Genomic DNA, 24,956 nt, shown 5'->3' with positions numbered 1-24,956 from the left:
ACTTAGGTTCTGTCTGAAAAGTTGGCACGCAAGCAGCGATCTATGCAGGCCAGGCATACCATCGCTTTGAAGCTGCTGGCCAATTTGTCGTAGCGGGTGCAGACGCGGCGCAGTTCTTTGATCCAGCCGAAACAGCGCTCGATGATGTTTCGTTCTCGATACCGAGACTTGTCGAAGCCTCGTGGGGCGCCAGGACGCGGCTTTCGCTTCATCTTGCGCCGGGCGATGATCGGTTTCATGCGGTGCCGATCGCAGTAGCGGCGAAGCGGGTCGCTGTCATAGCCCTTGTCCGCCACGATGTAGCGACAGCGCTTACGAGGCCTGCCCCTGTTTCCAGGCAGATGAACGTGTTCCATGGCCGGGATGAAGTGCCGTGTATCCGAGTCTTGACCGGGCGAGAGCGTGAAGGTCAGCGGCCATCCATGCCGATCACAGACCATGTGGATCTTGGTCGTCAGACCGCCACGGCTGCGGCCCAGTGCATGATCTACGGGCTCTTCGTGTCCCCCTTTTTGCCGCCTCCAGAGGCGGCACGGGTGGCGCGGATCGACGTTGAGTCGATCATCCAGGTGTCCAGGTCCATCAGGCCATCCTCTCGCAAGCGAAGCTGGAGACGCGCCAGGATGGCCTCGAAGGTGCCATCGTCGCGCCAATGACGGAAGCGATCATAGACAGTCTTCCAAGGACCGTAGCGCTCTGGCAGATCGCGCCATTTGGCACCTGAGCAGAGGATCCAGAAGATACCGTTCAGCACCTGGCGGTCATCGCGGCGGGGGCGCCCCGTCCTTTGCGGCGGCGACACGATATCCTCGATGAGGGCCCAACCATTGTCGGAGATCTCGTAGCGTCCTGCCATGGGTCACCTATGCTGCTGAGGCATAGGTGACATTAGCAAATTCGAGTTTTCGGACAAAGCCTAGCAAACAGCGTTCACTTTCCTCTTCTGCCACCCACGGCACGGACACCACAGCCGCCCGGGGCGGCACAACTGTGGATGCGTACAGCCTAGGCAGCACCCCCATCATGGGTTATGGTTCAAGGGCCTTTTTCTACCTTTATCTATATTCACTGGCCTTTATCCATGCTGCGAGTCCTCCATTCGCTGCCCCGCACGCACAAATTGTTGCTGTTACCGGTCGCCACCATGGTCACCGTGCTGGGCGCACAGAAGATCATCACCACCTATCAGGATGTCCAGCGCGACTCCCGGTCGCTGGAAACCGTCGTCATTCCCCTCGACGCCGACGCTACCTCTCGCCTGCCCTCGCTGAGTCTTCAGCGCGGCCCCGTGGGTGACGCCATCGAACTGGCCAACCAGGCGCTGGACGCCACGCGACAGCGTGTGCCCATCACCCAGCTGAAGGTCAGCGAGGTGGTCGACCTCGAACTCATCGATGAGGCCGGTGCCGCCAGCGCAGGCACCGCACCTCCGCTGCTGGCCCGCCCTGTTGAAGACGCCACCCAGAGTGGCGACACGCCCCTGGTGATGGCCCAGGCACCGACCCGCGCCACCCTGGACAAGCAGGCCGTGCGGATCGCCAGCGAGATCGCTGCTCGGGAGACCGGCAGGCTAGATCGCGGTGCCCTGCATATCGCCACAGTGATCGGCACCATCGGAAGCGGCATGCTTGACCACGACGGCAGCCTGGTGGCCGATGCCACCTCCTACGAGGAGATCCCCGAGGGCGAGTTGAGCGTGCTCGACGACGTGCCGGTGCTTCTCGAACGTGAGATCGCCGCGCGTGAGCCCTATGTCCCCGAGTGGGAGACCTATACGGTACAGTCGGGCGATGCCTTCGCGGCGATGGCCCAGAACCGCCTGGGCCTGGGTTACAGCGAGGTCCTGGCCTTGCTTGAACAGCTGCCCGACAGGAACATGCTGGAGCGCTGGCGGGTCGGCAGTCGCCTCGACTACCAGCTGGACAAGGACGGCAAACTGCTCTCGCTGCGTATGATGCGCGATGCCCGCAGCGGCTTCGTCGCCGAGCGCGAGGGCGAAGCATTCGAGGTCGCCAGCATCGAGCACACCGGCGAAGCCGCCCAGCGCCTGTTCGCCGGCACCGTCAGCGGCAGCTTCACCCGCTCGGCCCAGGCCACCGGCCTCTCCAGCACCGAGGTCTCGCGCCTGACCCACGTGCTGGGCAAGAAACTCGACTTCCGCCGCGACACCCGTCGCGGCGATCGTTTTCAGGTGCTGGTCGAGTCCGATGTGATCAACGGCGAGAGCTTCGATCCGCGCATCCTGGCAGTTCAGTATGAGGGCGAGCGCACCGCGCTGACCCTGGTACGCAACAGTGCCGACAACAACTTCTACACTCCGGAGGGCGAGAGCCTCGATCCCGCCTTCAATCGCTACCCCTTCGAGGGTCGCTACCGGCTGAGCTCCAACTTCAACCCGCGTCGCAAGCACCCGGTGACCGGGCGCATCAGCCCACACAAGGGCACCGACTTCGCCATGCCGATCGGCACACCGATCACCGCGCCCTCCGACGGCGTAGTCGAGTCGGTGCGTAGCCACTACGCCGCGGGCCGCTACGTGGTGATCCGCCACGACAACGGCTACCGCACCCGCTACCTGCACCTCTCCAAGCCGCTGGTCAGCCGCGGCGAGCGCGTGACCATGGGGCAGCGTATTGCGCTTTCCGGCAACACCGGCCGCAGCACCGGACCACACCTCCATTACGAGGTGCTGGTCAGCGATAATCAGGTCGACGCCATGAAGGTCAAGCTGCCGGAGAACAAGAGCCTCGCGGGCGATCGACTGGTGGCCTTCCAGCGTGAGGCAGAGCCGCTGCTCGCCGCCCTGCAGTCCGGCGAGGTCGGCCCGGTGGTGGCCAGCACCGCCGAGACGGATCCCGACGAGGAGGCCGACGAGGGCTGATCGCGCGTCGTACCATCCCCGCTGTTCCGCTGCGCCCCGCCATCGTGCGGGGCGTCTCGATTCTGTCCCGCCTCCGGAGAGCCCCGTGTCATCTCCCCACACGCGTTCACCCCGCCCCGCCCCGCCGCCGGAGAACCGCCTGACGGCCTTCCTCGGCGTGTTCCGCTACAGCCGCCGCGCCATGGTGCTGGTGTGGCAGACCTCGCGGGCGCTCACCGTGGGCCTGGCGATCGCCACCCTGGTGGCCGGGGTGCTGCCGGCGGTGGCCGCCTGGCTCGGCCAGCTGATCGTCGATGCCGTGATCGCCGCCATGGAGCACCACGAGGCCACCGGAGAGGCCGACTGGTGGCCGGTGCTGCGCTACGTGCTGGCCGAGGCCGGCGTGATCGCCGCCATCGCCCTGGCCCAGCGGGCGCTCTCCGCCCAGCAGTCGCTGCTGCGTGCCCTGCTCGGCCAGAAGGTCAACGTGATGATCCTCGAGAAGGCCGGCACGTTGAGCCTCGCCCAGTTCGAGGATTCGGAGTTCTACGACAAGCTCACCCGGGCCCGCCGCGAGGCATCGGTGCGGCCCCTGGGGCTGGTCAACAAGACCTTCTCCCTGGCCCAGAACGCCATCTCGCTGATCAGCTTCGGGGTGCTGCTGGTGCAGTTCTCTCCCTGGGCGCCGCTGGTGCTGGTGGTCGGCGCCCTGCCGGTCTTCATCTCCGAGGCCAAGTTCTCCGGCGACGCCTTCCGGCTGTTCCGCTGGCGCTCACCCCAGACCCGCATGCAGATGTATCTGGAGACCGTGCTGGCCCGCGAGGACAGCATCAAGGAGGTCAAGCTGTTCGGCCTGGAACCGCTGCTGCTCGACCGCTACCGCAAGATCTTCGACACCCTCTACGCCGAGGATCGCCGACTCACGCTGCGTCGGGAGGGCTGGGGCTTCGTGCTCGGCCTGCTGGGTACCGTCGCCTTCTACGGCGCCTACGCCTGGGTGGTGGTGGAGACCATCACCGGCACCCTGAGCCTGGGCCAGATGACCATGTACCTGATGGTCTTCAAGCAGGGACAGGCGGCGCTCTCGGCGAGCCTGACCTCGATCAGCGGCATGTACGAGGACAACCTCTACCTCTCGAACCTCTACGAGTACCTGGAGCAGCCGGTGGCCCCGGAAGAGGGCAGCCTGACCGCTGGCACTCGACCCGGCGACGGCATCCGCTTCGAGAACGTGGGCTTCACCTACCCCGGCGCCGAGACGCCTGCCCTCACGGGCATCTCGCTGCACATCAGACCCAGCGAGAGCCTGGCGCTGGTGGGCGCCAACGGCTCGGGCAAGACCACCCTGATCAAGCTGCTGACCCGGCTCTATGAGCCGAGCACGGGGCGCATCCTGCTCGACGGCAACGACCTCCGCGAGTGGGACGTCCAGGCGCTGCGCCGGCGCATCGGAGTGATCTTCCAGGACTTCGTGCGCTACCAGATGAAGGTCGGCGAGAACCTCGGCGCCGGTGACGTGGCCGCCTTCGAGGACGAGGCCCGCTGGCGCGAGGCGGCCCGCCGCGGCCTGGCCGACGACTTCATCGCCGAGATGCCGGGCGGCTACCACACCCAGTTGGGACGCTGGTTCAAGGGCGGCCAGGAGCTCTCCGGCGGCCAGTGGCAGAAGGTCGCCCTGTCGCGGGCCTATATGCGCGAGAGCGCCGATATCCTGGTCCTCGACGAGCCCACCGCAGCCATGGATGCCGCCGCCGAGGCGGCGGTCTATGCCGACTTCCGCGACCACAGCCAGGGCAAGATGACCATCCTGATCTCCCACCGCTTCTCCACGGTGCGCGCCGCCGACCAGATCCTGGTGATCGACGGCGGCGAGATCCTCGAGCAGGGCGACCATGCGAGCCTGATGGCCGCCAATGGCCGTTATGCGCGTCTGTTCCGCCTCCAGGCCAAGGGCTATGAGTGACTACAGCGCCAAGGGGCGATCCAGGGCGCGCAGCAGGGCATCGTCGCGCTCATAGATATCCGGACGGAAGACCATCTGCCCGCCGGAGTCCGGATGAACCGTCCAGTAGTGCAGGATCACCGGCATCGTCTCGGCCAGGGGCACGTCGCGGGTGCGCCCGTCCGCCAGCAGGGCGCGGAGGTCATGACCGCTGCCAGTATCGTCGAACAGCAACTGGGCGAACTCCAGCACCCCCTGCACGCGAATGCAGCCCGAGCTGAACGCCCGCTGCTCGCGGGAAAACAGTGACTGGGCCGGGGTGTCATGCAGGTAGACCAGGTGGTCGTTGGGGAAGCGCACCACTACCTGGCCCAGGGAGTTGCCGGGCCCGGCGGCCTGTCGAATCATCACGTTGCCCGGGTTCGACCAGTCGACCTGGCCGGGGCTTAGGCGCTGCCCCGAGGGCGACAGCACCTGCATGTTCTGGCGCGCCAGATAGCCCGGATCGCGACGCACCTTGGGAATCACGTCCTCGCGCAGGATGGTCGGCGGCACCGTCCAGGTGGGGTTGACGGTGAGGTGGGTAATCTCCGAGCGCAGCGACGGCGTGCGCCGATAGGGCTGGCCCACCACGATGCGCGAGCGCCACACCTGGCCGTTGGGGCGGAAGTAGCTGAGCCGGTAGCCGGCGATATCCACCAGCACGAAGGCCTCGGGCAGGCCATGCATCAGCCAGCGGGCACGCTCCAGGTTGAGGCGGATCTGGTCGACACGCTTGCCCACCGGCACATTGAGGGCCGCCCGGGTGCGGGGCCCGACGACACCATCCGTTTCCAGCAGGTGCCGGTCCTGGAAGCGCTTGACCGCCGCCTCCAGGTCGGCATCGAAACGCCGTGGATCCGGCGCCTCCAGGTCGGCCGCCGGCAGGATCGAGGGGTCCGCCGCCATCACCTCCAGTTCACCGACCCGGGCCAGGCGCTCGCGCAGGATGGCCACGTCGGGGTGCGCCTCGCCCAGGCGCAGGGTCGGCCCGCCCTCGGGCAGCATCGGCCAGCCGCCCAGACGCTGGATATGGCGATAGCGGGCCAGTCCCTGCTGCAGCCGCTGGTAAGGGGCATAGGCAGGGCGTACCGAATCGAGCAGCGCCGTGATCTCTCCCGCGTCCACCGCCCGCACGATCGCCCCCATGGGGGGCAGCTGCGCGTTGATGGGTACCTCCCAGTCGGCATCGATGCTGTTGGGGTCGACCTTGCCATGGTGAAGATGGCGAAGCGCCGTGAGCAGGGCGCGGGTCGCCCGGGTATCGAAACGCCCCCTGGCCATGTCATCGCCGGCCTGGGCCTGGCGAAACTCTGCCAGCAGGCGATCGGCGCCGTAGTCGGTGGGTTCCAGGCCATCCTCAGCCAGTTTCTTCATCGCCTCGACCAGCGCCTCGACGCGTGACTCGCGGGTCCAGGCAGCCTGGAAATCACGTGCCGCATAGAACGCCTCGAGGGTTCCATTCTGCTGCTCGAGGGCCTGCTCCACCGCGCTCACGGAGCCTTCCTGCGCTGTCGGCTGCTGGGCCATGGCCATGCCGGAAACCAGCATGATACCCAACGTCAACACGCCTATCGCGACAGATCGCCGCATGTTCGCCTCCAGTATCGTTTATTGCTAACTTGGCCATCCCGGCTCGTCCCTACATAATAGCGAGAAACCAGGAGACACATGCGATGCTGCGATCGATCCTTCCCGCCTGGCTGCTCTGTGCGGCCGGCCTGATACCGGGCGCCTCTGCCCTCGCCGACACGACCCTCGCCCAGGCCCTGCACCCCAGGGTACTGGAAGGCGAGCGCCTGGAGCAGACCCTGACACGCCTGGCACCGGATGCCAGCCGCGAGGTACTCAAGCTGGCCGCCAGCGCCCTCTCATGCGCCGACCCCGACGCCGAGCGACTGGCGGTCATCGACTACTCGCTGCCCTCCAGCGAGCCGCGCCTGTGGGTATTCGACCTGCAGCGCAAGGCCCTGCTCTTCGAGGAACTCGTCTCCCACGGCCGCGGCTCGGGCGATGCCCTGGCCTCGCGCTTCTCGAACACCCCGGAAAGCCACCAGTCGAGCCTGGGACTGTTCCGCACCATGAACACATACTATGGACGCAACGGCTATTCGCTGCGCCTCGAGGGCCTCGAACCGGGCGTCAATCACCTGGCCTATGAGCGCGCCATCGTGATGCACGGCGCCGACTACGTCAGCGAATCGTTCATCGAGCAGACCGGCCGCCTCGGCCGCAGCCTGGGCTGCCCGGCGGTACGCCAGGAGGTCACCTACCCGCTGATCGACAGCCTCAAGGAGGAGCAGTACCTGTTCGCCTACTACCCCGACCCCGAGTGGCTGGCGAGCTCCGCCTACCTCGACTGTGACCGCGACCAGGGCCAGCAGCTCGCCATGCAGTAGCCATCGCTTTCCCTCGACGGCGAGAAGCTGCCATGATGCGTCGCAGCACCATGGCCTGACGACCGAACGAGGGTAAGCATGAGCGAGACCAAGCGGATCGACCTGGCGCTGCAGGGTGGCGGCGCCCACGGCGCCTTCACCTGGGGTGTGATGGACCGCCTGCTGGAGGAGGGGCGCCTCGAGATCGAGGGGATCAGCGGCACCAGCGCAGGCGCCATGAACGGCGTGGTGATGGCCGACGCCCTGACCCGCGGCGACCGCGACACCGCCCGTCAGGCCCTGCATGATTTCTGGCAGGCGGTGAGCCGCGCCGGCATGGCCAGCCCGGTGCGGCGAACGCCGCTGGACATGTTCACCGGCAACTGGAGCCTGGACCACTCCCCCGGCTATGTGGCCATGGACCTGATGAGCCGGCTGGTCTCCCCCTACCAGTTCAACCCCTTCGACCTCAATCCGCTGCGCGATATCGTCGCCGAGCGGGTCGACTTCGAGCGGGTGCGCCGCTGCCCCGACCTCAAGCTCTTCGTCACCGCCACCAATGTGCGCAGCGGCAAGCAGCGGGTCTTCGCCCGGGAGGAGATGAGCGTCGACGCGGTGATGGCCTCGGCCTGCCTGCCCACGGTATTCCATGCCGTGGAGATCGACGGCGAGGCCTACTGGGACGGCGGCTACACCGGCAACCCGGCGCTGATGCCGCTGATGGAGCACTGCGGCTCCCGCGACATCGTCATCGTGCAGATCAACCCCATCTACCGCGACGAGGTACCCACCAGTGCCGCGGGGATCATGAACCGCCTCAACGAGATCACCTTCAATGCCTCGCTGATCAAGGAGGTGCGCATGATCGCCATGCTCCAGCGCCTGCTCGGCGACCATGGCGTCGACATCGGCTGCTACGCCGGTGCCCTGTTTCACCGTATCAGTGGCGACGAGGCGCTCGCCGAGCTCTCCGTGTCGAGCAAGATGAACGCCGAATGGCCCTTCCTCTGCCACCTGCGCGACGCGGGCCGACGCACCGCCGAGGCGTGGCTGGCCGAACACTTCGCGGACCTGGGCAACCGCTCCACCCTGGACGTCGAACAAGTCTATCGCCACGCGGAGTGAGCCCGGCTGCATTGCCCCTTCTGCGTTGACCCTGCATCGACCACTCACCTTGCCACGCCTCGCGGCGCCATCCATGCTCGGAGACAGCGGGGCACCCAGTTCCCCGCCGCTTGTCCAAGGCCACAGGAGGAGTTACCAGCGCTACTGACGCCGTCAGGCCGCTGTCACCTTCCTGACATCGTGCGCTGACAGTGTCGACATCGGGGCGTCACATGACGCCTGTCTCGCGACAATCAGGAGAGCTGCGCCGATGGTACGCATCGACAAGAAGGCCACCCGGCTGTACGTGCTGGACACCAACGTGCTGCTGCACGACCCCGCCGCCCTCTACCAGTTCGACGAGCATGAGGTGGTCATCCCCATGACCGTGCTCGAGGAGCTCGACAAGCACAAGAACGGCATCCGCGAGATCGCCCGCACTGCCCGCCAGGTCAGCCGCACCCTGTCCGACCTCACCGCCGACGTCGGCCTCGAGCAGATCCGCGACGGCATCCCCATCCGGCGCCTGAGCGGCCCCGAGGGCCGTCTGCGCCTGCTCTGCTACCCCGACCTCGCCACACTCGAGCCACTGGACGACACCCCCGACAACCGCATCCTCGCCGAGACCTGCCGCCTGCGCCGCGAACGCGCCGACGCCTCGGTGATCCTGATCACCAAAGACATCAACCTGCGCGTCAAGGCCGCCGCCCTGGGCGTGCCGGTAGAGGACTACCTCACCGACCGCGCCTTCGATGACAGCGACGCCATGCTGGAGGGGGTGCGGGTCTACCCGGATGCCGGTAGCGAACTCTGGAATGGCCTGGCCCTGGACGTCAGGGTCGAGCGTGACCACCAGCACGTGGTCTATCACCTGACAGGCGAGATCCCCGCCGACTGGCATCCCGGCATGCTGGTCGCCGACGGCGATGCCAGCTTCGAGGCCGTCGTGCGTGAGGTGAGCGACCGGCGCGCACGCCTGGAGCTGATCAGCAACTATCGTCACGGCGCCAGCGTGTGGGGGGTACACGCCAGCGACTGCCACCAGAACTTCGCCTTCAACCTGCTGATGGATGACGATATCGACCTGGTCACCATTGCCGGCAGCGCCGGCACCGGCAAGACCTTCATGACCCTCGCGGCAGCCTTCCAGCAGACCCTGGACAGCAAGCGGTTCGAGCGTATCGTCTTTACCCGGGCACCGATCTCCATGAGCGAGGATATCGGCTTCCTGCCGGGTACCGAGGAGGAGAAGATGTCGCCCTGGATGGGCGCATTCCACGACAACATGGACAACCTGCTGCGCAACGAGGACGGCGAGTCCAGCTGGGATAACGGCGCCACCCGCCAGTTGCTCGGCGCCCGGGTCCAGATCCGCGCCCCCGGCTTCATGCGCGGGCGGACCTTGAACGACACCTTCCTGATCATCGACGAGGCGCAGAACTTCACGCCCAAGCAGCTCAAGTCGCTGGTCACCCGGGCAGGCCGCAATACCAAGATCGTCTGCCTGGGCAACGTGGGGCAGATCGACACCCCTTACCTCACCGCCAACACCTGCGGCATGGCGGCACTGGTGCAGCGCTTCCGCGACTGGCCCCACGCCGGCCACGTCACGCTCAAGAGCGTGGAGCGCTCGCGCCTGGCCCTGGCCGGCGAGGAGCTGCTGTAGCCCAGGGCAGGTGCCGCAACGGCGGAAGGCCGGCGCCATCGGCGCCGGCCTTCCTGTTGCCACCTCACGGCTGACGCCACTCAGCCGCGGCGATTGACCGCGGCCTCGATCAGCGCTTCGCTCTCGCTGCCGGGTCCCTGGCGGAGTACCGTCTGGGCCTCGTGCCACAGGCAGATCCTCTTGCCGCAGGAGGCGCAGTGCACCGCGTCGTCGGGATTCTTCACCTGGGAGACCCGCATCAGGTGGCTGCCGCAACCCGGGCAGGCCACCGGCAGGCGAAAGTCTTCGGAGAGTCCGGACATGCTGATGTGCTCCTTGTGCTTGGGGTCAACCTGAGATCAGGTCTCACTGATCGTGACGGGGTGCGACGTTGATTTCCAGCCCCCCTCCTCACGGAGCCCCGGGATCCTGGATGAGTGCCTCGGGGCCGCAGATCCGGTTGCGCCCGCTGCGCTTGGCGCGATAGAGCGCGCGATCCGCCTGGGCGAGACCCGATTCCAGTGAGCCCTCGCCCCCGAGTACCGCAAGCCCCAGGCTGACAGTGAAGCGCACCACCTCTCCCTCCGACTCCAGTTCGATGGCGGCAACCGCCTGCCGCAGACGCTCCAGCACGCTCCAGGCTTCCTCGGGGCGGCTGTCCACCAGCACCACCACGAACTCCTCACCACCGATGCGCGCGAAGAGGTCGTAGGGGCGCAGTGATTCACGACAGGTCGTGGCAAAGGCCTGCAGGGCCAGGTCGCCCACGGCATGGCCGTAGGTATCGTTCAAGGCCTTGAAATGGTCGAGGTCGAGCATGGCAAGGGACAGCGACTCGCCGTGGCGGGTCGCGCGGGCCAGGGCCGCCTCGCCCTGCTCGAGGAAGGCACGACGGTTGAGGGCCTCGGTCAGCATGTCGGTCCCCACCAGCCGCTGCACCCGCTGCTCGACCTGCTTGCGCTCATCGATGTCGATAAGCAGCCCATCCCACATCAGGTCACCCTGGCCGCGTGCCAGGGGCGTGGCACGCGCCTCGATCCAGCGCATTCCCTCGGGCAGCGAGAGCCGAAACTCCAGCTGCCAGGGGGCAAGGGATACCGCGGACTGGGCCAGGCTGGCCTCGAAGCGCTGCCGGTCGTCTCGGGCCAGCCGGCCGAGCAGGGCCTCGGGGTCATCCATGCACTGCTCCGGCGCCAATCCGAAGAGCGAGCGCAGGGCCTCGCTGAGATAGAGGAACTCGAGCTGTCCATTGCCGCCCTGCCGGAGCCGGAACAGTGCGCTGGGGACCCGCGAGACGGTACTCTCCAGACGCCCCAGCAGCTGGCGGTCGCGCAGCTCACGTTCGCGCATGCCGGTCACGTCATACTGCATCACCAGCAGCCGCAGCGGCCCCTCGTCACGCACCAGCGGCTGGATCATGGTGGTCTGATGGCGCAGGGAGCCATCGGCACGTCGGCACAGCAACAGGCCCTGCCAGGGCCGCAGGGTCGTCACGCACTGCTCCAGTGCCCGGGCGAAGTCGCCGTGCAGCGGATCGATGTCTAGGGTCACGGCACGCCGGCCCAGCAGTTGCTCGGGCGGATGGCCGGCGTAACGTTCGAAGGCGGGATTGACCCGACGCACAACACCCTGATCGTCCAGCAGCATCACGGCGCCGGGGTAGTGCTCGAGCAGCAACGCGTCGAGGCCTGGCTCTCCTGCCGCCCCGCCACGCCACCAGCGTTGCCATCTCTCCCTGAATGCTGCCATCTCCTCACTCCGAGGTTCCCTGTGCAGTAGGCGGGCCTCTCCGGGCCCTTATTTCACCCTACCCCAGTTCGCCCCGGGGCACACCCCTCGAAGGGATAACGCACCCGGGCTATCGCACGGGATGACCGACACCGGGAATGGCTAGAGTCCCAGCCGGCCGGCCACGTAGTCCGCATCCTTGTCGCCGCGGCCCGAGAGGTTGACCAGGATATGCTGGTCGGTGGGCAGCTTCGGCGCTTCGCGCATCGCCCAGGCCACGGCATGGGCACTCTCCAGCGCCGGGATGATGCCCTCGACACGGGAGAGGGTCAGGAAGGCCTCCAGACACTCGTCGTCGCTGGCGCTCTGGTAGTCCACCCGCCCCAGCTCCTTCAGGTAACTGTGCTGGGGCCCCACCCCCGGGTAGTCGAGGCCCGAGGCGATGGAGTGCACCGGCATGGGGTTGCCCTCTTCGTCCTCCAGCACGTAGCAGGCCATGCCGTGCAGCTCGCCGGGCTTGCCGAGAGTCAGGGTCGCGGAGTGACGCTGGGTGTCGAGGCCCTCGCCGGCGGGCTCGACGCCCACCAGGTGCACGCCCTCGTCCTCGAGGAAGGCGGTGAACATGCCCATGGCATTCGAGCCGCCACCCACGCAGGCGGTGACATGGTCCGGCAGGCGGCCGTGCCGCGCCTGGAACTGCTCACGCGCCTCGCGACCGATGATCGACTGGAAGTCACGCACCATCTTCGGGAAGGGGTGCGGCCCCACCACCGAGCCGATGGCGTAGATGAAGTGCTGCGGATCCTTGAGATACTCCTCGAAGGCGCTGTCCACGGCATCCTTGAGGGTCGCCGTGCCACGCGTCACCGGGATCAGGGTGGCTCCCAGGATCTTCATCTTGGTGACGTTGGGATGCTCCTTCTCGATATCCACCTGCCCCATATGGATCTCGCAGGGGATGCCCACCAGCGCGCAGGCGGTGGCCAGGGCAACGCCGTGCTGGCCGGCGCCGGTCTCGGCGATCACCTTGGTCTTGCCCATGAACTTAGCGAGCAGCGCCTCGCCCAGGCAGTGATTGATCTTGTGGGCGCCAGTGTGGTTCAGATCCTCGCGCTTGAGGTGGACCTGGGCCCCGCCCAGCTTCTCGGAGAGCCGCCGGGCATGGAAGATCGGACTGGGACGCCCCACATAATCCGCGAACAGCTCGGCCAGCTCCTGCCGGAAATCATCGCGGACGCGGATCTCCTCGTAGGCGGCGTCGATCTCGTCCATCACCACCTTGAGTTCGGGAGGGATCAGCTGGCCACCGAAGCGACCGAAGTAGCCCTGGGCATCGGGGAGGTTGGCATAGGGGGAAGCGCTCATAGTATCGATCCTGCAGGCAAGAAAATCGTGGCAAATATCCTGCCCGCAGGTGGCATGGCTGTCGAGGCGACCTTCGGCGACGCCCGTGGCGATCCTTACCGGCGCCTCAGCGCCCCAGGCGCTTGCCCAGCCAGTGGCCGATGTCCGCCACCTGCTGGGGGCAGACCGCATGCGCCATGGGGTACTGGCGATAGTGGGCCGGGTAGCCCAGGCGCTTGACCGTCTCGAAGCCCGCCTTGCCCAGCGCCTCGGGTACCACCGGGTCGAAGCTACCGTGGTGGACCTCGATGGGTAGCTCGCGGTTGGCCTCGGCCAGTTCGATGCTCTCGGCGGTGGCGAAGTAGGTGGAGAGCGCCAGCAGGCCGCCCAGGGGCTGGTCGAAGGAGAGTGCGGCCTGGTAGGCCACCGCACCACCCTGGGAGAAGCCGGCCAGGATGATGCGGCGACTGTCGATGCCGAGAGCGATCTGCTCGCGTACCAGCGCCTGGATGCGCTGGGCCGAGGCCAGCAGCTGCGCCTCGTCGACACGACGGTCGAGGCTCATCTCCTTGATGTCATACCAGGCGGGCATCACCATGCCGCCGTTGATGGTCACCGGCAGGCGCGGCGCATGGGGCAGGATGAAGCGCACGCTGGCATCGCCCGGCAGCGACAGGGCCGGTATCAGCGGCTCGAAGTCGCGACCATCGGCGCCCAGGCCATGGAGGATGAATACGCAGGCGTCGGCGGGCTTGTTGCCCTTGGGGTCGATGATCAGCTCACCGGGTTCGCTCATGGGAATTCGTCTCCAGCGGGGAAAGGGCATCACCCTAGCGCAATGCGCCGAGGCTGGCCATCGGGGCCAGGGGCCCAGACAGCAGAAAGGCCCGCCGTGGCGAGCCTTTCATCGACTGCAGGGCAGTCACATCATGATCGATCGACGTTCAGTCGATGACCTTGATGTTGGAGGCCTGAAGGCCTTTCTTGCCCTGAGTGACCTCGAAGGAGACCTTCTGGCCATCCTGCAGGGTCTTGAAGCCGTCGGCCTGGATCTCGGAGAAGTGCGCGAACAGGTCGTCGCCGTTGTCGTCCGGAGAGATGAAGCCGTAGCCCTTGGTGTCATTGAACCACTTGACGGTACCGGTAGCCATTATCGAATTCCTCTAATAGCGTTTTGATTTTGCCGGGTAATACCCGAGTTGCAGTGGGTAAAACAAGAAACGTTCCCGGGAAAATCGAGGCGCTAGAGCGTTCGATGCCTACCTGGGGTGTTACGACTTGCTAACCAACTGCACGCAGCATGCGCCCTCGGCGGGCGCACGTCAAACACTATTTGCCTCGCGTGACCGGAAAGTGACACCGTTCACTCCCCGGCCAGGATCCAGCGCGCCGCCTTCTCGGCGATCATCAGCGTCGGCGAGTTGGTATTGCCGCTGGTGATGGTGGGCATCACGCTGGCATCCACCACTCGCAGTCCCGTCACCCCGCGCACCCGCAGGTGGGGGTCCACTACCGCCATGGGATCGTCGTCGCGTCCCATCCTGGCCGTTCCCACCGGGTGGAAGATCGTCGTGCCGATATCACCGGCCAGCCGCGCCAGGTCGTCGTCGCTCTGGTACTCGGGCCCCGGCTTGAACTCTTCGGGGGAGTACCTGGCGAAGGCCGGCTGGGAGGCGATGCGCCGGGTGACGCGCAGCGAATCTGCTGCCACCTTGCGATCCTCGGGTGTGCTCAGGTAGTTGGGCGCGATGGCCGGCGCCTGGCGCGGGTCGGCGCTCTTGATGCGCACCGAGCCGCGGCTGGTGGGGTTGAGGTTGCACACGCTGGCGGTGATCGCCGGGAAGTCGTGCAGCGGCTGCCCGAACGCCGGGAGACTCAGCGGCTGCACGTGATACTCGATATTGGGATGGGCGAACTCGTCGCTGCTGCGGGTGAAGGCGCACAGCTGGGAGGGCGCCATGCTCATGGGGCCGGAGCGCTTGAGCAGATACTCCAGACCGATCATCGCCTTGCCCACCAGGGAGTTGGCCATGGTGTTCAGCGTCTTGGCCCCCTTGACCTTGTAGACCGAGCGGATCTGCAGGTGGTCCTGCAGGTTCTCGCCCACCCCGGGCAGGTCCACTACCAGGGGAATCTCGTGCTCGGCCAGCAATCCGGCCGGGCCGATGCCCGAGAGCTGCAGCAGCTGGGGCGAGCCGATCGCCCCGGCGGCCAGGATCACCTCGCGCCCGGCGCGAGCCAGCGACTCCTTTCCGTCGCGCAGCACACGCACCCCACTCGCCCTGGGCTCGCCGCGCTCGCCGGCGATCTCCAGCCCCAGCACCTGGGTGGAGTGCCACAGGGTCAGGTTGTCACGCTTCTCGGCTCCACGCAGGAAGGCCTTGGAAGTGTTCCAGCGCCAGCCCGAGCGCTGGTTGACCTCGAAGTAGTCGACCCCCTCGTTGTCGCCGCGATTGAAGTCCCGCGTGCGCGGGATGCCGGCCTCCACGGCCGCGGTGGCGAAGTCGTCGAGCACCTGCCACTTGAGGCGCTGTTTCTCCACCCGCCACTCGCCACCGTGGCCATGGAAGGCGGCGTGCTCGGGGTCGGCATCACCGTCCTCATCCAGGCGATGATGGTCCTCGTGGCGCATGAAGTCCGCCAGGCAGTTCTCCCAGCGCCATTCGGGCTCCCCGGTGAACTCGGCCCAGCCGTCATAGTCGCGGGCCTGGCCGCGCAGGTAGAGCATGCCATTGATGCTCGAACAGCCGCCCAGGGTCTTGCCCCGCGGGTAGATCAGCGAGCGGCCGTTGAGGCCGTCGTCCGGCTCGGTGCGAAACCGCCAGTCGGTACGCGGGTTGTCGATGCAGTAGAGGTAGCCCACCGGGATATGGATCCAGTGGTAGTTGTCGCGGCCGCCCGCCTCGATCAGCAGCACCCGGTTGGCCGGGTCGGCGCTCAAGCGGTTGGCCAGCAGGCAGCCGGCAGTGCCGGCCCCCACCACGATATAGTCGAATTCCTGTTCCGCCATGGCGTGCTCTCACGTCGCATTCGGCGAGAGGCGAAAACGGCGCCTCTCGCCTGGGCATTGGGTGGCCGGACCTACTTATGGGTCGGCATGGCGAACTCGGCGCCGGCATCGATGGAGTCTGACCAGCGCTGCATGATCGACTTCTGCTTGGTGTAGAAGCGTACGCCCTCCTCGCCGTAGGCATGGGTGTCGCCGAACAGCGAGCGCTTCCAGCCGCCGAAGCCGTGCCAGGCCATGGGCACCGGGATCGGCACATTGATACCCACCATGCCCACCTGGATGCGCCGCCCAAACTCGCGGGCCACGCTGCCGCTCTCGGTGAAGCAGCTCACGCCGTTGCCGAACTCGTGGGCGTTGATCAGCTCGATGGCGGTGGCCACATCCGGCACCCGCACGCAGACCAGCACCGGACCGAATATCTCCTCCCGGTAGATGGTCATCTCCGGGGTGACGTGGTCGAACAGGGTGCCACCCATCCAGAAGCCGTCGGCGCACCCTTCACCGGTAGCCGAGGTGTCGAACTCTCGGCCGTCGACCACCAGCTCGGCGCCCTCCTCCACCCCCTTGGCGATGTAACCGGTGATGCGTTCGTGGGCCTGGCGAGTGACGATGGGGCCCATCTCGGCATCCAGCTGCATGCCATCCTTCACCTTGAGTGCACGTGCTCGCTCGGCCAGGCGCGGCACCAGCTCATCGCCCACGTCGCCCACCAGCACCGCCACGCTGATCGCCATGCAGCGCTCGCCGGCGGAGCCATAGGCCGCGCCGATCAGCGCATCCACCGCCTTGTCGAAGTTGGCGTCGGGCATCACCACCATATGGTTCTTGGCCCCGCCCAGGGCCTGGACGCGCTTGCCATGGCGCGCGCCACGCTCGTAGATCAGGTTGGCGATGGGTGTCGAGCCGACGAAGGAGAGCGCACGCACCTCGGGGTGGTCGATCAGCGCTTCCACGCTCTCCTTGTCGCCCTGCACCACGTTGAACACGCCATCCGGCAGCCCGGCCTGCTTGAGCAGGTCGGCGATCATCAGCGAGGCGCTGGGGTCCAGCGGGCTCGGCTTGAGGATGAAGCTGTTGCCGGTGGCGATGGCGACCGGGAACATCCACATCGGCACCATGGCGGGGAAGTTGAACGGGGTGATGCCGGCCACCACGCCCAGGGGCTGGCGCATGGTCCAGTTGTCGATGCCGCTGCTCACCTGCTCGGTGTAGTCGCCCTTGAGCAGCTGCGGGATACCGCAGGCGAACTCGACGATATCGATGCCCCGGGCCACCTCGCCCTGGGCGTCGGTGAACACCTTGCCGTGCTCCCGGGTGATCGCCTCGGCCAGGGCGTCCTTGTTGGCGTTGAGCAACTCGAGGAACTTGAACAGCACCCGTGCACGGCGGATCGGCGGGGTATCGGCCCAGGCCGGAAAGGCGGCCGCGGCGGCGGCCACCGCGCCATCGACATCGGCGGCGCTGGCCAGGGCCACCTGGCCGGTGACCTCGCCGGTGGCGGGGTTGGTGACCGGCTGGGTGCGGCCGGACTCGCCGCCTGAAATTCGGCCGTTGATATAATGCTGGATGCTGACTGTGCTCATGTCTCGCCTCGTCTTGTCGTGCGGGTATCCCCGGGGGATGGGACAGGGAGCCCGTATCAAGGGGATGCAACCCTTCCAGACTAGCGCGCCGCCGGCCGGGATCAATTGAGAAATCCAAAAGCGCAGTATAAGTTTTACTGATATCACTCGAGCCGGAGCACCCCATGGTGGACCTTCAGACCCTGCGCGCCTTCGTCAGCGTGGCCCGCGAGGGCAGCGTCTCCCGCGCCGCCGAGCGTTTGCACCTGACCCAGCCAGCCATCAGCCTCAAGCTCAAGCAGCTCCAGCAGGAGATGGGGCTGACCCTGTTTCGCCGCCGCCCCCAGGGGCTTGCCCTCACCGAGGATGGCGAGGCGCTGCTGCCCGCCGCCGAGAAGGCGCTGGCCACTGCGGCTGCCTTCGAGCAGCAGGCCCGGGCGTTGCACAGCACCCTGCGCGGGCGACTGCGCATCGGCACCATCGTCGACCCCGAGTTCATCCGCCTGGGGGCCTTCCTGCACCGGCTGGTGGAACGCGCCCCGCAGCTGGAGACCGAACTGCACCACGGCATGAGTGGCAGCGTGCTGACACGCCTGGGCCGCGACGAACTCGATGTCGGCTTCTACCTGGCGCCGCCGGGCGAGGGGCCCGGTGAGCAGGCCGACACCATCGCCCACCGCGAGCTCACCCACTTCGACTATCGCGTGATCGCCCCGGCGGGCTGGGGCAGTCGCCTGGACGGGGCGGACTGGGTCCGGCTGGCCGGCCTGCCGTGGATCGTCACGCCGCCCGACTCGGTGCATCACCGCCTCCTGGCGGGAGCGCTTGCCCCCCTGGGGCTCACGCCGCGTGGGGTGGCGCGGGTCGATCAGGAAGCGTGCATGCTCGACCTGGTGCGCGCCGGCGTGGGGCTGAGCCTGGCGCGGGATACCCTGGCCATGACCGAGCGCCAGGAGCGTGGCCTGGCGCTAGCCGAGGGGGTCCACCTGCCCTGCGCGCTCTGCTTCCTGTGGCCCCGGGGGCGCGAGGAGGAGCCGGTGATCGCCGAGGCCCTCTCGGCCCTGGAGGCGGTCTGGGGACGCCCCGGCGCCTGAAGACGACTTCGACATCGCGCCGGCGGCGGCGCATCATGGACACTTTTCCGTCTAACGATCTCCACGACCCTACCCATGAGCCACGACACCACCCAACTGAATCGCCAGCGCAACCACTTCGCCGGCCACGACGCCATCTGGCTGTTCGGCTACGGCTCGCTGATCTGGAAGGCCGACTTTCCTTATATCGAACGCCGCCCGGCGCATATCCACGGCTGGGTGCGGCGCTTCTGGCAGGGCTCCCACGACCATCGCGGCACCCCGGAGGCCCCCGGTCGGGTCGTCACCCTGGTACGCGAGCCCGGAGCGGTCTGCCACGGCATGGCCTACCGCATCACCCCCGAGGTGCTGGCGCCGCTGGATGTGCGCGAGAAGAACGGCTATCTGCGCGAGGTGACCACCCTGTGCTTCGACGATGCCGCCGGCGGCCATGCCGAGGGGCTGGTCTACCTGGCCGGCGCCGACAACGCCGCCTACCTCGGCGATGCGCCGCTGGACACCATCGCCGCGCAGATCGCCACCGCCCACGGCCCCAGCGGTCCCAACCGCGACTACCTGGTCAACCTGGCGGCAGCGCTGCGCGCCCTCGACGTCGAGGATGACCACGTCTTCGCCCTGACCGCGCGGCTGCCCGGGGAGCGCGACTGATGGAAGCGCTTGCGGCCTGGCAGTACCTGGCGATCGCGCTGATCTTCGTGTGGAGCGGCTTCGTGCGCACCAGCCTGGGTTTCGGCGGGGCGGTGCTGTCGCTGCCCTTCCTGCTGCTGGTGCTCGACCAGCCGCTGGTGTTCCTGCCGATCATCGCCATCCAGCTGCTGATTTTCTCCAGCTGGATCGCCTGGAACGGCCATCGCCAGCTGGTGGCCGAGAATGGCGGCCGCCCGCCAGCCGAAGGCAACATCGACTGGGCCTACCTGTGGCGGGCCATGAAGGTGATGATCGTGCCCAAGCTGATCGGGGTGGTGGGCCTGCTGACCCTGCCCGGCCACATCATGACCGCTATCATCTTCGTGATCGTGATGGTCTACGCGGTGGGCTATGTGCTGGACAGGCCCTTTCGCAGCAACAGTCGCTGGGTCGATGCCCTGCTGCTGGCGCTGGGCGGCTACGTCAGCGGCACCTCGCTGATCGGCGCTCCCCTGATCGTGGCGGTATTCGCCACCCACGTAGCCACGCACCAGCTACGCGATACGCTCTTCGTGCTGTGGTTCATCCTGGTGCTGATCAAGATGGTCTCCTTCCTGATCGCCGGGGTCGACCTTCAGTTGATCCACCAGCTGTGGCTGCTGCCCTGCGCCCTGGTGGGGCACCTGCTTGGCGAGCGCGCCCACCGCTACCTGGTGGGCAGCCGCGCCAACCTCTACTTCCGGGTGCTGGGTGCCGTGCTGATCCTGGTCAGCGTGATAGGGCTTCTCACCTCCCTGCGTTGAGCGCTAGACGGGAAGAGGGCCCGGCGCATCATGAGCCGGGCCCTCCTTATCTACTCTTGAGTCGCTGGCCGGGAGGCGCCCCGGGAGCAGTTCAGTCGCGCTCGACCTCGAGCACCTCGCCGTCGCGGATCTTCACTTCCAGCTCACGGTCGTCGGCGTCGTAGCCCTCGATATCGATGCGGCCATCACGCTCGGCCTGGAGCTCCTCGAACTCGGCCAGGCCCTCGGCCACGGCCAGCGCCATGGCGTCGCGCACCTCGGCCTCGGAGAGGCCCCAGGCACCGCCTTCGCGCTTCTTGCGCTCCTCCTTCAGGCTCTCGCCGCTGGCCAGGTCGAAGCTCACCTCGGCCTGCCACTCGTCATCGAGCCAACCCTCGACCTCAACACGGTCGTCACGCTTCACCTCGATCTCATCAAAGGTCTGGAAGCCGAAATCACCGGCCTGGGCCAACACCTCGTCGAGGCGCTCGGTCGCCAGGCGCTCATCCGCGGCCTGGGCCAGGGTAGCAGCGCCCAGCAGGGCGGCCAGGGAAGCGGTCAGGATCATCTTGCGTTGCATGGTGGTGTCCTCATCTCTGCGGGTTGCCGGGCCATTACACACCCCCTCACCTTGCCTGAAGGTGAAGGCAGCGTTCATGCTCTGTTCATGTTGCCCCTGGCACCCTGAGCCCATGCTGACACGACACCCCCACACTCGCCCTCACCTGCATCCCCGGCTGACGCTGCTGGCCGGCCTGCTCGCAGGACTGCTGGTACAGTTGGCCGCCTCGTCTGCGCCGGCCGAGGAGCACTGGCAGGATCTCCACGAGGCAGTACGCGAAGAGAGAATCGTGGCGCTGCCGAGCCTGCTCGACTGGCTGGAGGCGCGCTTTGAAAGCCAGGTGCTGGAGGTGGAACTGGAGCGCGACGACGGCCGCCTCGCCTACGAGATCGAGATGCTCGGCCCCGACGGCCAGGTGGTGGAGTTCGAGTTCGACGCCGAGAGCGGTGAGCTGGTCGGCATGGAAGGGGTGAAGATCGATGCCATGCGCCGCCGCGAGGTGACACCATGAAGGTGCTGCTGGTGGAGGACGACCGCGCCCTGAGCGATGCGCTATGCGAGGCGCTGGGCGAAGCCGGGCTGCTGATGGAACGAGCCGAGAACGGCGGCGAGGCGGACTTTCTGGTGCGCACCGAGGCCTACGACGCGGTGATCCTCGACCTGGGCCTGCCCGATGGCGACGGCAGCCGCTGGCTCGCCGACTGGCGCGAGGATGGCATCGAGCTGCCGGTGCTGGTGCTTACCGCCCGCACCCGCTGGGCCGACAAGGCCGCCGGCTTCTCGGCCGGCGCCGACGACTACGTCACCAAGCCCTTCGAGACCGCCGAGGTGCTGTTCCGACTGCGCGCCCTGGTCAGGCGCACCCACGGCCACGCCCATCCGGTGCTGAGGATCGGCGAGCTCGCCTTCGATACCCACAGCGGCAGCGTCACCCTGGCCGGCCGCCCCATCAGCCTGACCGCCCAGGAGTCGCGCTTGCTCGCCTACCTTGCCCACGCCGCCCCCCGGGTGGTCAGCCGCAGCGAACTGGCCGAGCACGTCTACGACCGCGACCACGAACCCGACTCCAACGTCATCGACGTGCAGGTCAGTCGCCTGCGGCGCAAGCTGGGCGCGGCACGCATCGAGACGCTGCGCGGCCAGGGCTATCGCCTGGTCGACACCGACGGCGCGCCATGACTCCGCACCGTCTCTCCCTGGCCAGCCGACTGATGCTGGCGACGCTGACGATCCTGCTGGTCTCGCTGCCGCTCGCCGGCATCGCCCTCTCCCGCCACGTCCAGGCCACCGCCACCGCCGCCTTCGATCAGCGGTTGGAATCGCTGCTGCAGGTGGTGGTCGCCGGGCTGGCCTGGGACGAGGTCGCCGGCGAGCTGGTACTGCAGCGCGACCTGGGCGAGCCACGCTTCACCCGGGTCTTCTCCGGCTGGTACTGGCAGGCCAGCGACGGCGGCAATCACACCCTCACCTCGCGCTCGCTATGGGACCAGCGCCTGGCCACGGCCTCCCACCCGGAGATCGTCTTCCGCGACCTGTCGGGGCCTCGCGGCACGCCGCTGCGGGCCATCGAGCGTGACATCCGCCTCGCCCCCCTGGCCGAGTCATTGCACGTCGCCGTGGCGATCTCCCGTGAGCCGCTGGACACCGAGATCGCCCGCTTCGACCGCCTGGTAGCGCTCTCCCTGGCCGGCCTGGGCGCGCTGCTGTTGGCCGCCCTGGCGCTGCAGATCCGCTGGGGGCTGGCACCGCTACGCCGCCTGCGCGCCGATCTGCGCCGGGTGGAGGATGGCGAGGCCGAGCGCCTGGATACCCGCCTCCCGGAGGAGCTCGCCCGCCTGGCCGCAGCCATGAACGGCGTGCTGGAGCGAGACCGCCGATTGATGGCCCACGCCCGGCACGCCGCCGGCAACCTGGCCCACGCCCTGAAGACCCCGGTCAGCGTACTGACCACCCTGGCCGACGGCATCGAGGAGCCACGTCGCCGCCGCATCCGTGACGAGCTGGCGCGCATCGACAGCGCGGTGCATCACCACCTCGCCCGCGCCACCGCGGCCAGCGACGCCGGCCTGGCGCCGCGCATCGCGGTGGGCGAGGTGCTTGCCCCGATCGTCGAGGGGCTGGGACGCCTGGCCGAGCGTCGGGGCATCGCCCTGCACGCCGAGCTGCCGGAACCGCTGTACCTGCGCATGGATGCCCAGGACCTGCAGGAGCTGGTCGGCAACCTGCTCGACAACGCCCTGCGCTGGGCCGCGGGGCAAGTCCGGCTGAACGGTGGGGAGGAAGCCGGCGGGGTGTGGCTGGCGGTGGAGGACGACGGCCCGGGCATGGATGCGGCTCAGCGCCAGGCCGCCATGGCCCGCGGCGCAAGACTCGACGAGCAGCGTTCGGGAAGCGGTCTGGGGCTGGCCATCGTCAAGGACCTGACCGAGCTGCACGGCGGCCGCCTGAGCCTCGAAGAGGCCGCGATCGGCGGGCTGTGCGTCCGGCTCTGGCTACCCGGCAGCGCGCTGCGCGAGCAGCCCTGAGCTCCCTCACTTCCGTTCATCGGCGCAGTCGTTGCGGTCCTCGACCTGGATGGTCGCGTGACGGATGCCGTAGCGCTCCACCAGCAGCGCCTTGATCGCCACCAGGGTCGCCTGGCGATCCTCCCCCGCCTCCACCGCGGCATGCAGCGAGACAAGGTGGCGCGCCGGCGTCAGCGACCAGATATGGACATGGTGGACGTCATGCACTGCCGGCAGCGCCTCGGGAATCTCCCGGCGCAGGGTCGCGGCATCGGGGTCGTGCGGTGAGCCCTCCAGCAGGATATGCCCCGCCTCGCGGGTCAGCTTCCAGGCGCTCCGAAGGATCAGGGCCGCCACCAGCAGCGACAGCAGCGGGTCGATGGGGGTCCAGCCGGTGGCCAGGATCACCAATGCGGCGACGATGGCCGCCACCGAACCCAGCAGGTCGCCCAGCACATGCAGGGCGGCCCCGCGCATGTTGAGGTTGTCGCGATCGCCGCCGTGGAGGATCGCGAACACCACCAGGTTCACACCAAGCCCCAGCACGGCGATGGTCAGCATGGTGCCGCCCATCACCTCCACCGGCGCGAGGAAGCGGCGCACCGCCTCGATGGCGATCCACACCACGATGGCGATCAGGGTGATGCCGTTGACGAAGGCGGCCAGCGTCTGCACCCGGTGGTAGCCGTAGCTGCGCCGGCCGTCTGCGGGCCGCTGGCTGATCCAGGCGGCGAACCAGGCCAGCGCGAGGGCGGCGGTATCGGTGAGCATATGGCCGGCGTCGGCCAGCAGCGCCAGCGAGCCGGAGACGATGCCGCCCACCACCTCGGCGACCATGAAGCCGCCGGTGAGCACAATCGCCCAGCTCAGGCGGCGCCGGCTGTCGTGGGCGTGATGGGCATGGTCATGGGAGTGATCGTGGGACATGGGGCCCTCCTGTGGCGGGCCCCCAGCATAGCGCAGGGATCACACCCCCTTCACCAGGCGCGCGGCCTCGCGGCGCCGCTTGAACTCGTAGGCCGCCGCCAGCAGCACCGTCACCAGGATCAGGATCAGCCCCAGGGCGTTGACCGCCGGGGTCAGGCCGGTGCGCACCTTGGAGGCGATGTAGACCGTCAGGGTGGTGTCGTAGCCCACCACGAACAGCGAGGTGTTGTAGTTCTCGAATGACTGCAGGAAGGCGATCACCGCCGCCGAGAGAATCGCCGGGCGCAGGTAGGGCAGCAGGATACGCCGGAACATCTGCCACTGGCTGGCACCGAGGTCCAGGGCGGCGCGCTCCATGGTGCGGTCGAAGCGCTGCAGCCGGGCGGTGACCATCAGCATCACGTAGGCGGCGATGAAGGTGGCCTGGCCCACCACGGTGAGGAAGATGCCACCGCCCACGCCCCACTGGCGCCAGAAGATCAGCGTGGAGATGCCGATGATCACCCCCGGGGTCAGCAGCGGCGAGAGGATCAGCGCATAGAGGAAGGGCTTGGCGCGGCTCTGCACGGTGTTGAGGAACAGCGCCGTGGCGATGCCGATGGGCACCGCCAGCAGCAGCACGCCCGTGGCCACGATGGCGCTGTTGGTCAGCGCCTGCCACATGGCGCCATCGGCGGCGAGCTCGCCGAACCACTTCAGGGTGGTGCCGTCCCAGGGCGTCACGGTGGGGAAGCGGCTGTCGTTGAAGGTGGCCGCGGCCATGACGATCAGCGGCAGGAAGAGGTAGGCGAAGAACACCACCACATAGAAGCGCAGGCCCAGGGCCATCAGTCGCTGTGAGCTCATTT

23 protein-coding genes are annotated in these 24,956 nt (G+C 67.6%); 11 read left to right on the top strand and 12 right to left on the bottom strand.

Annotation, left to right across the window (positions count from 1 at the left end):
- Nucleotides 1-2: 2 nt before the first annotated feature.
- Nucleotides 3-856 (bottom strand): IS5 family transposase gene (locus GRB96_RS06615; protein WP_161431395.1). Its coding sequence is split into 2 segments (ribosomal slippage): nucleotides 3-514 and nucleotides 514-856, totalling 855 coding nucleotides; the frame shifts between segments, so codons are not numbered across the junction.
- 225 nt (nucleotides 857-1,081) lie between these two features.
- Between GRB96_RS06615 and GRB96_RS06610 the strand changes: the two genes are divergently transcribed.
- Nucleotides 1,082-2,881: a peptidoglycan DD-metalloendopeptidase family protein gene (locus GRB96_RS06610; protein WP_161431394.1), complete on the top strand. Its 1,800-nt coding sequence runs from the start codon at nucleotides 1,082-1,084 to the stop codon at nucleotides 2,879-2,881.
- An 85-nt stretch (nucleotides 2,882-2,966) separates the two neighbouring features.
- Complete coding sequence (locus GRB96_RS06605) at nucleotides 2,967-4,823, top strand: ABC transporter ATP-binding protein (protein ID WP_420841747.1); 1,857 nt, start codon at nucleotides 2,967-2,969, stop codon at nucleotides 4,821-4,823.
- Here GRB96_RS06605 and GRB96_RS06600 read toward each other — a convergent pair whose 3' ends face one another.
- Entirely contained in the window at nucleotides 4,824-6,434 is a 1,611-nt protein-coding gene (locus GRB96_RS06600) for a L,D-transpeptidase family protein (RefSeq protein ID WP_161431393.1), read from the bottom strand.
- Between the two features lie 83 nt (nucleotides 6,435-6,517).
- Here GRB96_RS06600 and GRB96_RS06595 point away from each other — a divergent pair, with 83 nt between their 5' ends.
- From GRB96_RS06595 to GRB96_RS06585, 3 genes are all read left to right on the top strand, one after another.
- The gene (locus GRB96_RS06595) at nucleotides 6,518-7,240 is read left to right on the top strand and encodes a murein L,D-transpeptidase catalytic domain family protein (protein ID WP_161431392.1); all 723 of its coding nucleotides are present in this window, start codon (nucleotides 6,518-6,520) and stop codon (nucleotides 7,238-7,240) included.
- 78 nt (nucleotides 7,241-7,318) lie between these two features.
- Nucleotides 7,319-8,344, top strand: coding sequence for a patatin-like phospholipase family protein (locus GRB96_RS06590; RefSeq protein ID WP_161431391.1), 1,026 nt, complete (start codon nucleotides 7,319-7,321; stop codon nucleotides 8,342-8,344).
- A 250-nt stretch (nucleotides 8,345-8,594) separates the two neighbouring features.
- Nucleotides 8,595-9,989 (top strand): PhoH family protein, encoded by a 1,395-nt coding sequence (locus GRB96_RS06585; protein ID WP_161431390.1) that lies wholly within the window; start codon nucleotides 8,595-8,597, stop codon nucleotides 9,987-9,989.
- Between the two features lie 80 nt (nucleotides 9,990-10,069).
- Here GRB96_RS06585 and GRB96_RS06580 read toward each other — a convergent pair whose 3' ends face one another.
- The 7 genes from GRB96_RS06580 to GRB96_RS06550 form a co-directional block, all read right to left on the bottom strand.
- Entirely contained in the window at nucleotides 10,070-10,291 is a 222-nt protein-coding gene (locus GRB96_RS06580) for a hypothetical protein (protein ID WP_161431389.1), read from the bottom strand.
- An 88-nt stretch (nucleotides 10,292-10,379) separates the two neighbouring features.
- Nucleotides 10,380-11,717, bottom strand: coding sequence for a sensor domain-containing diguanylate cyclase (locus GRB96_RS06575; protein WP_161431388.1), 1,338 nt, complete (start codon nucleotides 11,715-11,717; stop codon nucleotides 10,380-10,382).
- A 141-nt stretch (nucleotides 11,718-11,858) separates the two neighbouring features.
- Nucleotides 11,859-13,061 carry a tryptophan synthase subunit beta gene (gene trpB, locus GRB96_RS06570; protein ID WP_161431387.1) on the bottom strand — a complete coding sequence of 401 codons (1,203 nt, stop codon included), beginning with the start codon at nucleotides 13,059-13,061 and terminating at the stop codon, nucleotides 11,859-11,861.
- 106 nt (nucleotides 13,062-13,167) lie between these two features.
- Nucleotides 13,168-13,836, bottom strand: coding sequence for an alpha/beta hydrolase (locus GRB96_RS06565; protein WP_161431386.1), 669 nt, complete (start codon nucleotides 13,834-13,836; stop codon nucleotides 13,168-13,170).
- A gap of 148 nt (nucleotides 13,837-13,984) precedes the next feature.
- Entirely contained in the window at nucleotides 13,985-14,191 is a 207-nt protein-coding gene (locus GRB96_RS06560) for a cold-shock protein (RefSeq protein ID WP_161431385.1), read from the bottom strand.
- A gap of 212 nt (nucleotides 14,192-14,403) precedes the next feature.
- Nucleotides 14,404-16,050 carry a GMC family oxidoreductase gene (locus GRB96_RS06555; RefSeq protein ID WP_161431384.1) on the bottom strand — a complete coding sequence of 549 codons (1,647 nt, stop codon included), beginning with the start codon at nucleotides 16,048-16,050 and terminating at the stop codon, nucleotides 14,404-14,406.
- Nucleotides 16,051-16,121: 71 nt separating this feature from the next.
- Nucleotides 16,122-17,633, bottom strand: coding sequence for a CoA-acylating methylmalonate-semialdehyde dehydrogenase (locus GRB96_RS06550; RefSeq protein ID WP_161431383.1), 1,512 nt, complete (start codon nucleotides 17,631-17,633; stop codon nucleotides 16,122-16,124).
- 164 nt (nucleotides 17,634-17,797) lie between these two features.
- Here GRB96_RS06550 and GRB96_RS06545 point away from each other — a divergent pair, with 164 nt between their 5' ends.
- The 3 genes from GRB96_RS06545 to GRB96_RS06535 all read left to right on the top strand — a co-directional run bounded on the left by GRB96_RS06545 (nucleotide 17,798) and on the right by GRB96_RS06535 (nucleotide 20,136).
- A complete protein-coding gene (locus GRB96_RS06545; RefSeq protein ID WP_161431382.1) occupies nucleotides 17,798-18,706 on the top strand; it encodes a LysR family transcriptional regulator in 909 nt (302 codons plus the stop codon).
- A 75-nt stretch (nucleotides 18,707-18,781) separates the two neighbouring features.
- The gene (locus GRB96_RS06540; protein WP_161431381.1) at nucleotides 18,782-19,354 is read left to right on the top strand and encodes a gamma-glutamylcyclotransferase; all 573 of its coding nucleotides are present in this window, start codon (nucleotides 18,782-18,784) and stop codon (nucleotides 19,352-19,354) included.
- Entirely contained in the window at nucleotides 19,354-20,136 is a 783-nt protein-coding gene (locus GRB96_RS06535) for a sulfite exporter TauE/SafE family protein (protein WP_161431380.1), read from the top strand. The genes GRB96_RS06540 and GRB96_RS06535 overlap by 1 nt, the downstream gene beginning before the upstream one ends.
- Nucleotides 20,137-20,227: 91 nt before the next feature.
- Here GRB96_RS06535 and GRB96_RS06530 read toward each other — a convergent pair whose 3' ends face one another.
- Nucleotides 20,228-20,695 carry a PepSY domain-containing protein gene (locus tag GRB96_RS06530; RefSeq protein ID WP_161431379.1) on the bottom strand — a complete coding sequence of 156 codons (468 nt, stop codon included), beginning with the start codon at nucleotides 20,693-20,695 and terminating at the stop codon, nucleotides 20,228-20,230.
- A gap of 112 nt (nucleotides 20,696-20,807) precedes the next feature.
- Here GRB96_RS06530 and GRB96_RS06525 point away from each other — a divergent pair, with 112 nt between their 5' ends.
- Genes GRB96_RS06525 through GRB96_RS06515 form a run of 3 tightly spaced genes read left to right on the top strand, consistent with a single transcriptional unit; the run spans nucleotide 20,808 to nucleotide 23,202 of the window.
- Complete coding sequence (locus GRB96_RS06525) at nucleotides 20,808-21,188, top strand: PepSY domain-containing protein (protein WP_161431378.1); 381 nt, start codon at nucleotides 20,808-20,810, stop codon at nucleotides 21,186-21,188.
- On the top strand, nucleotides 21,185-21,856 hold the full coding sequence (locus GRB96_RS06520) for a response regulator transcription factor (RefSeq protein ID WP_161431377.1): 672 nt from the start codon (nucleotides 21,185-21,187) through the stop codon (nucleotides 21,854-21,856). Before GRB96_RS06525 ends, GRB96_RS06520 begins: the two co-directional genes overlap by 4 nt.
- The gene (locus GRB96_RS06515; RefSeq protein WP_161431376.1) at nucleotides 21,853-23,202 is read left to right on the top strand and encodes a sensor histidine kinase; all 1,350 of its coding nucleotides are present in this window, start codon (nucleotides 21,853-21,855) and stop codon (nucleotides 23,200-23,202) included. The genes GRB96_RS06520 and GRB96_RS06515 overlap by 4 nt, the downstream gene beginning before the upstream one ends.
- Before the next feature lie 6 nt (nucleotides 23,203-23,208).
- Here GRB96_RS06515 and GRB96_RS06510 read toward each other — a convergent pair whose 3' ends face one another.
- Nucleotides 23,209-24,108 (bottom strand): cation diffusion facilitator family transporter, encoded by a 900-nt coding sequence (locus tag GRB96_RS06510; protein ID WP_161431375.1) that lies wholly within the window; start codon nucleotides 24,106-24,108, stop codon nucleotides 23,209-23,211.
- Between the two features lie 39 nt (nucleotides 24,109-24,147).
- Entirely contained in the window at nucleotides 24,148-24,954 is an 807-nt protein-coding gene (locus GRB96_RS06505) for an ABC transporter permease (RefSeq protein WP_161431374.1), read from the bottom strand.
- Between the last annotated feature and the right edge of the window lie 2 nt (nucleotides 24,955-24,956).

This window comes from Halomonas alimentaria (assembly GCF_009902005.1).
GTDB lineage: Bacteria > Pseudomonadota > Gammaproteobacteria > Pseudomonadales > Halomonadaceae > Halomonas > Halomonas alimentaria.
The sequence above is the reverse complement of the archived record's forward strand: the minus strand, read 5'-3'. Positions and strand labels throughout refer to the sequence as shown.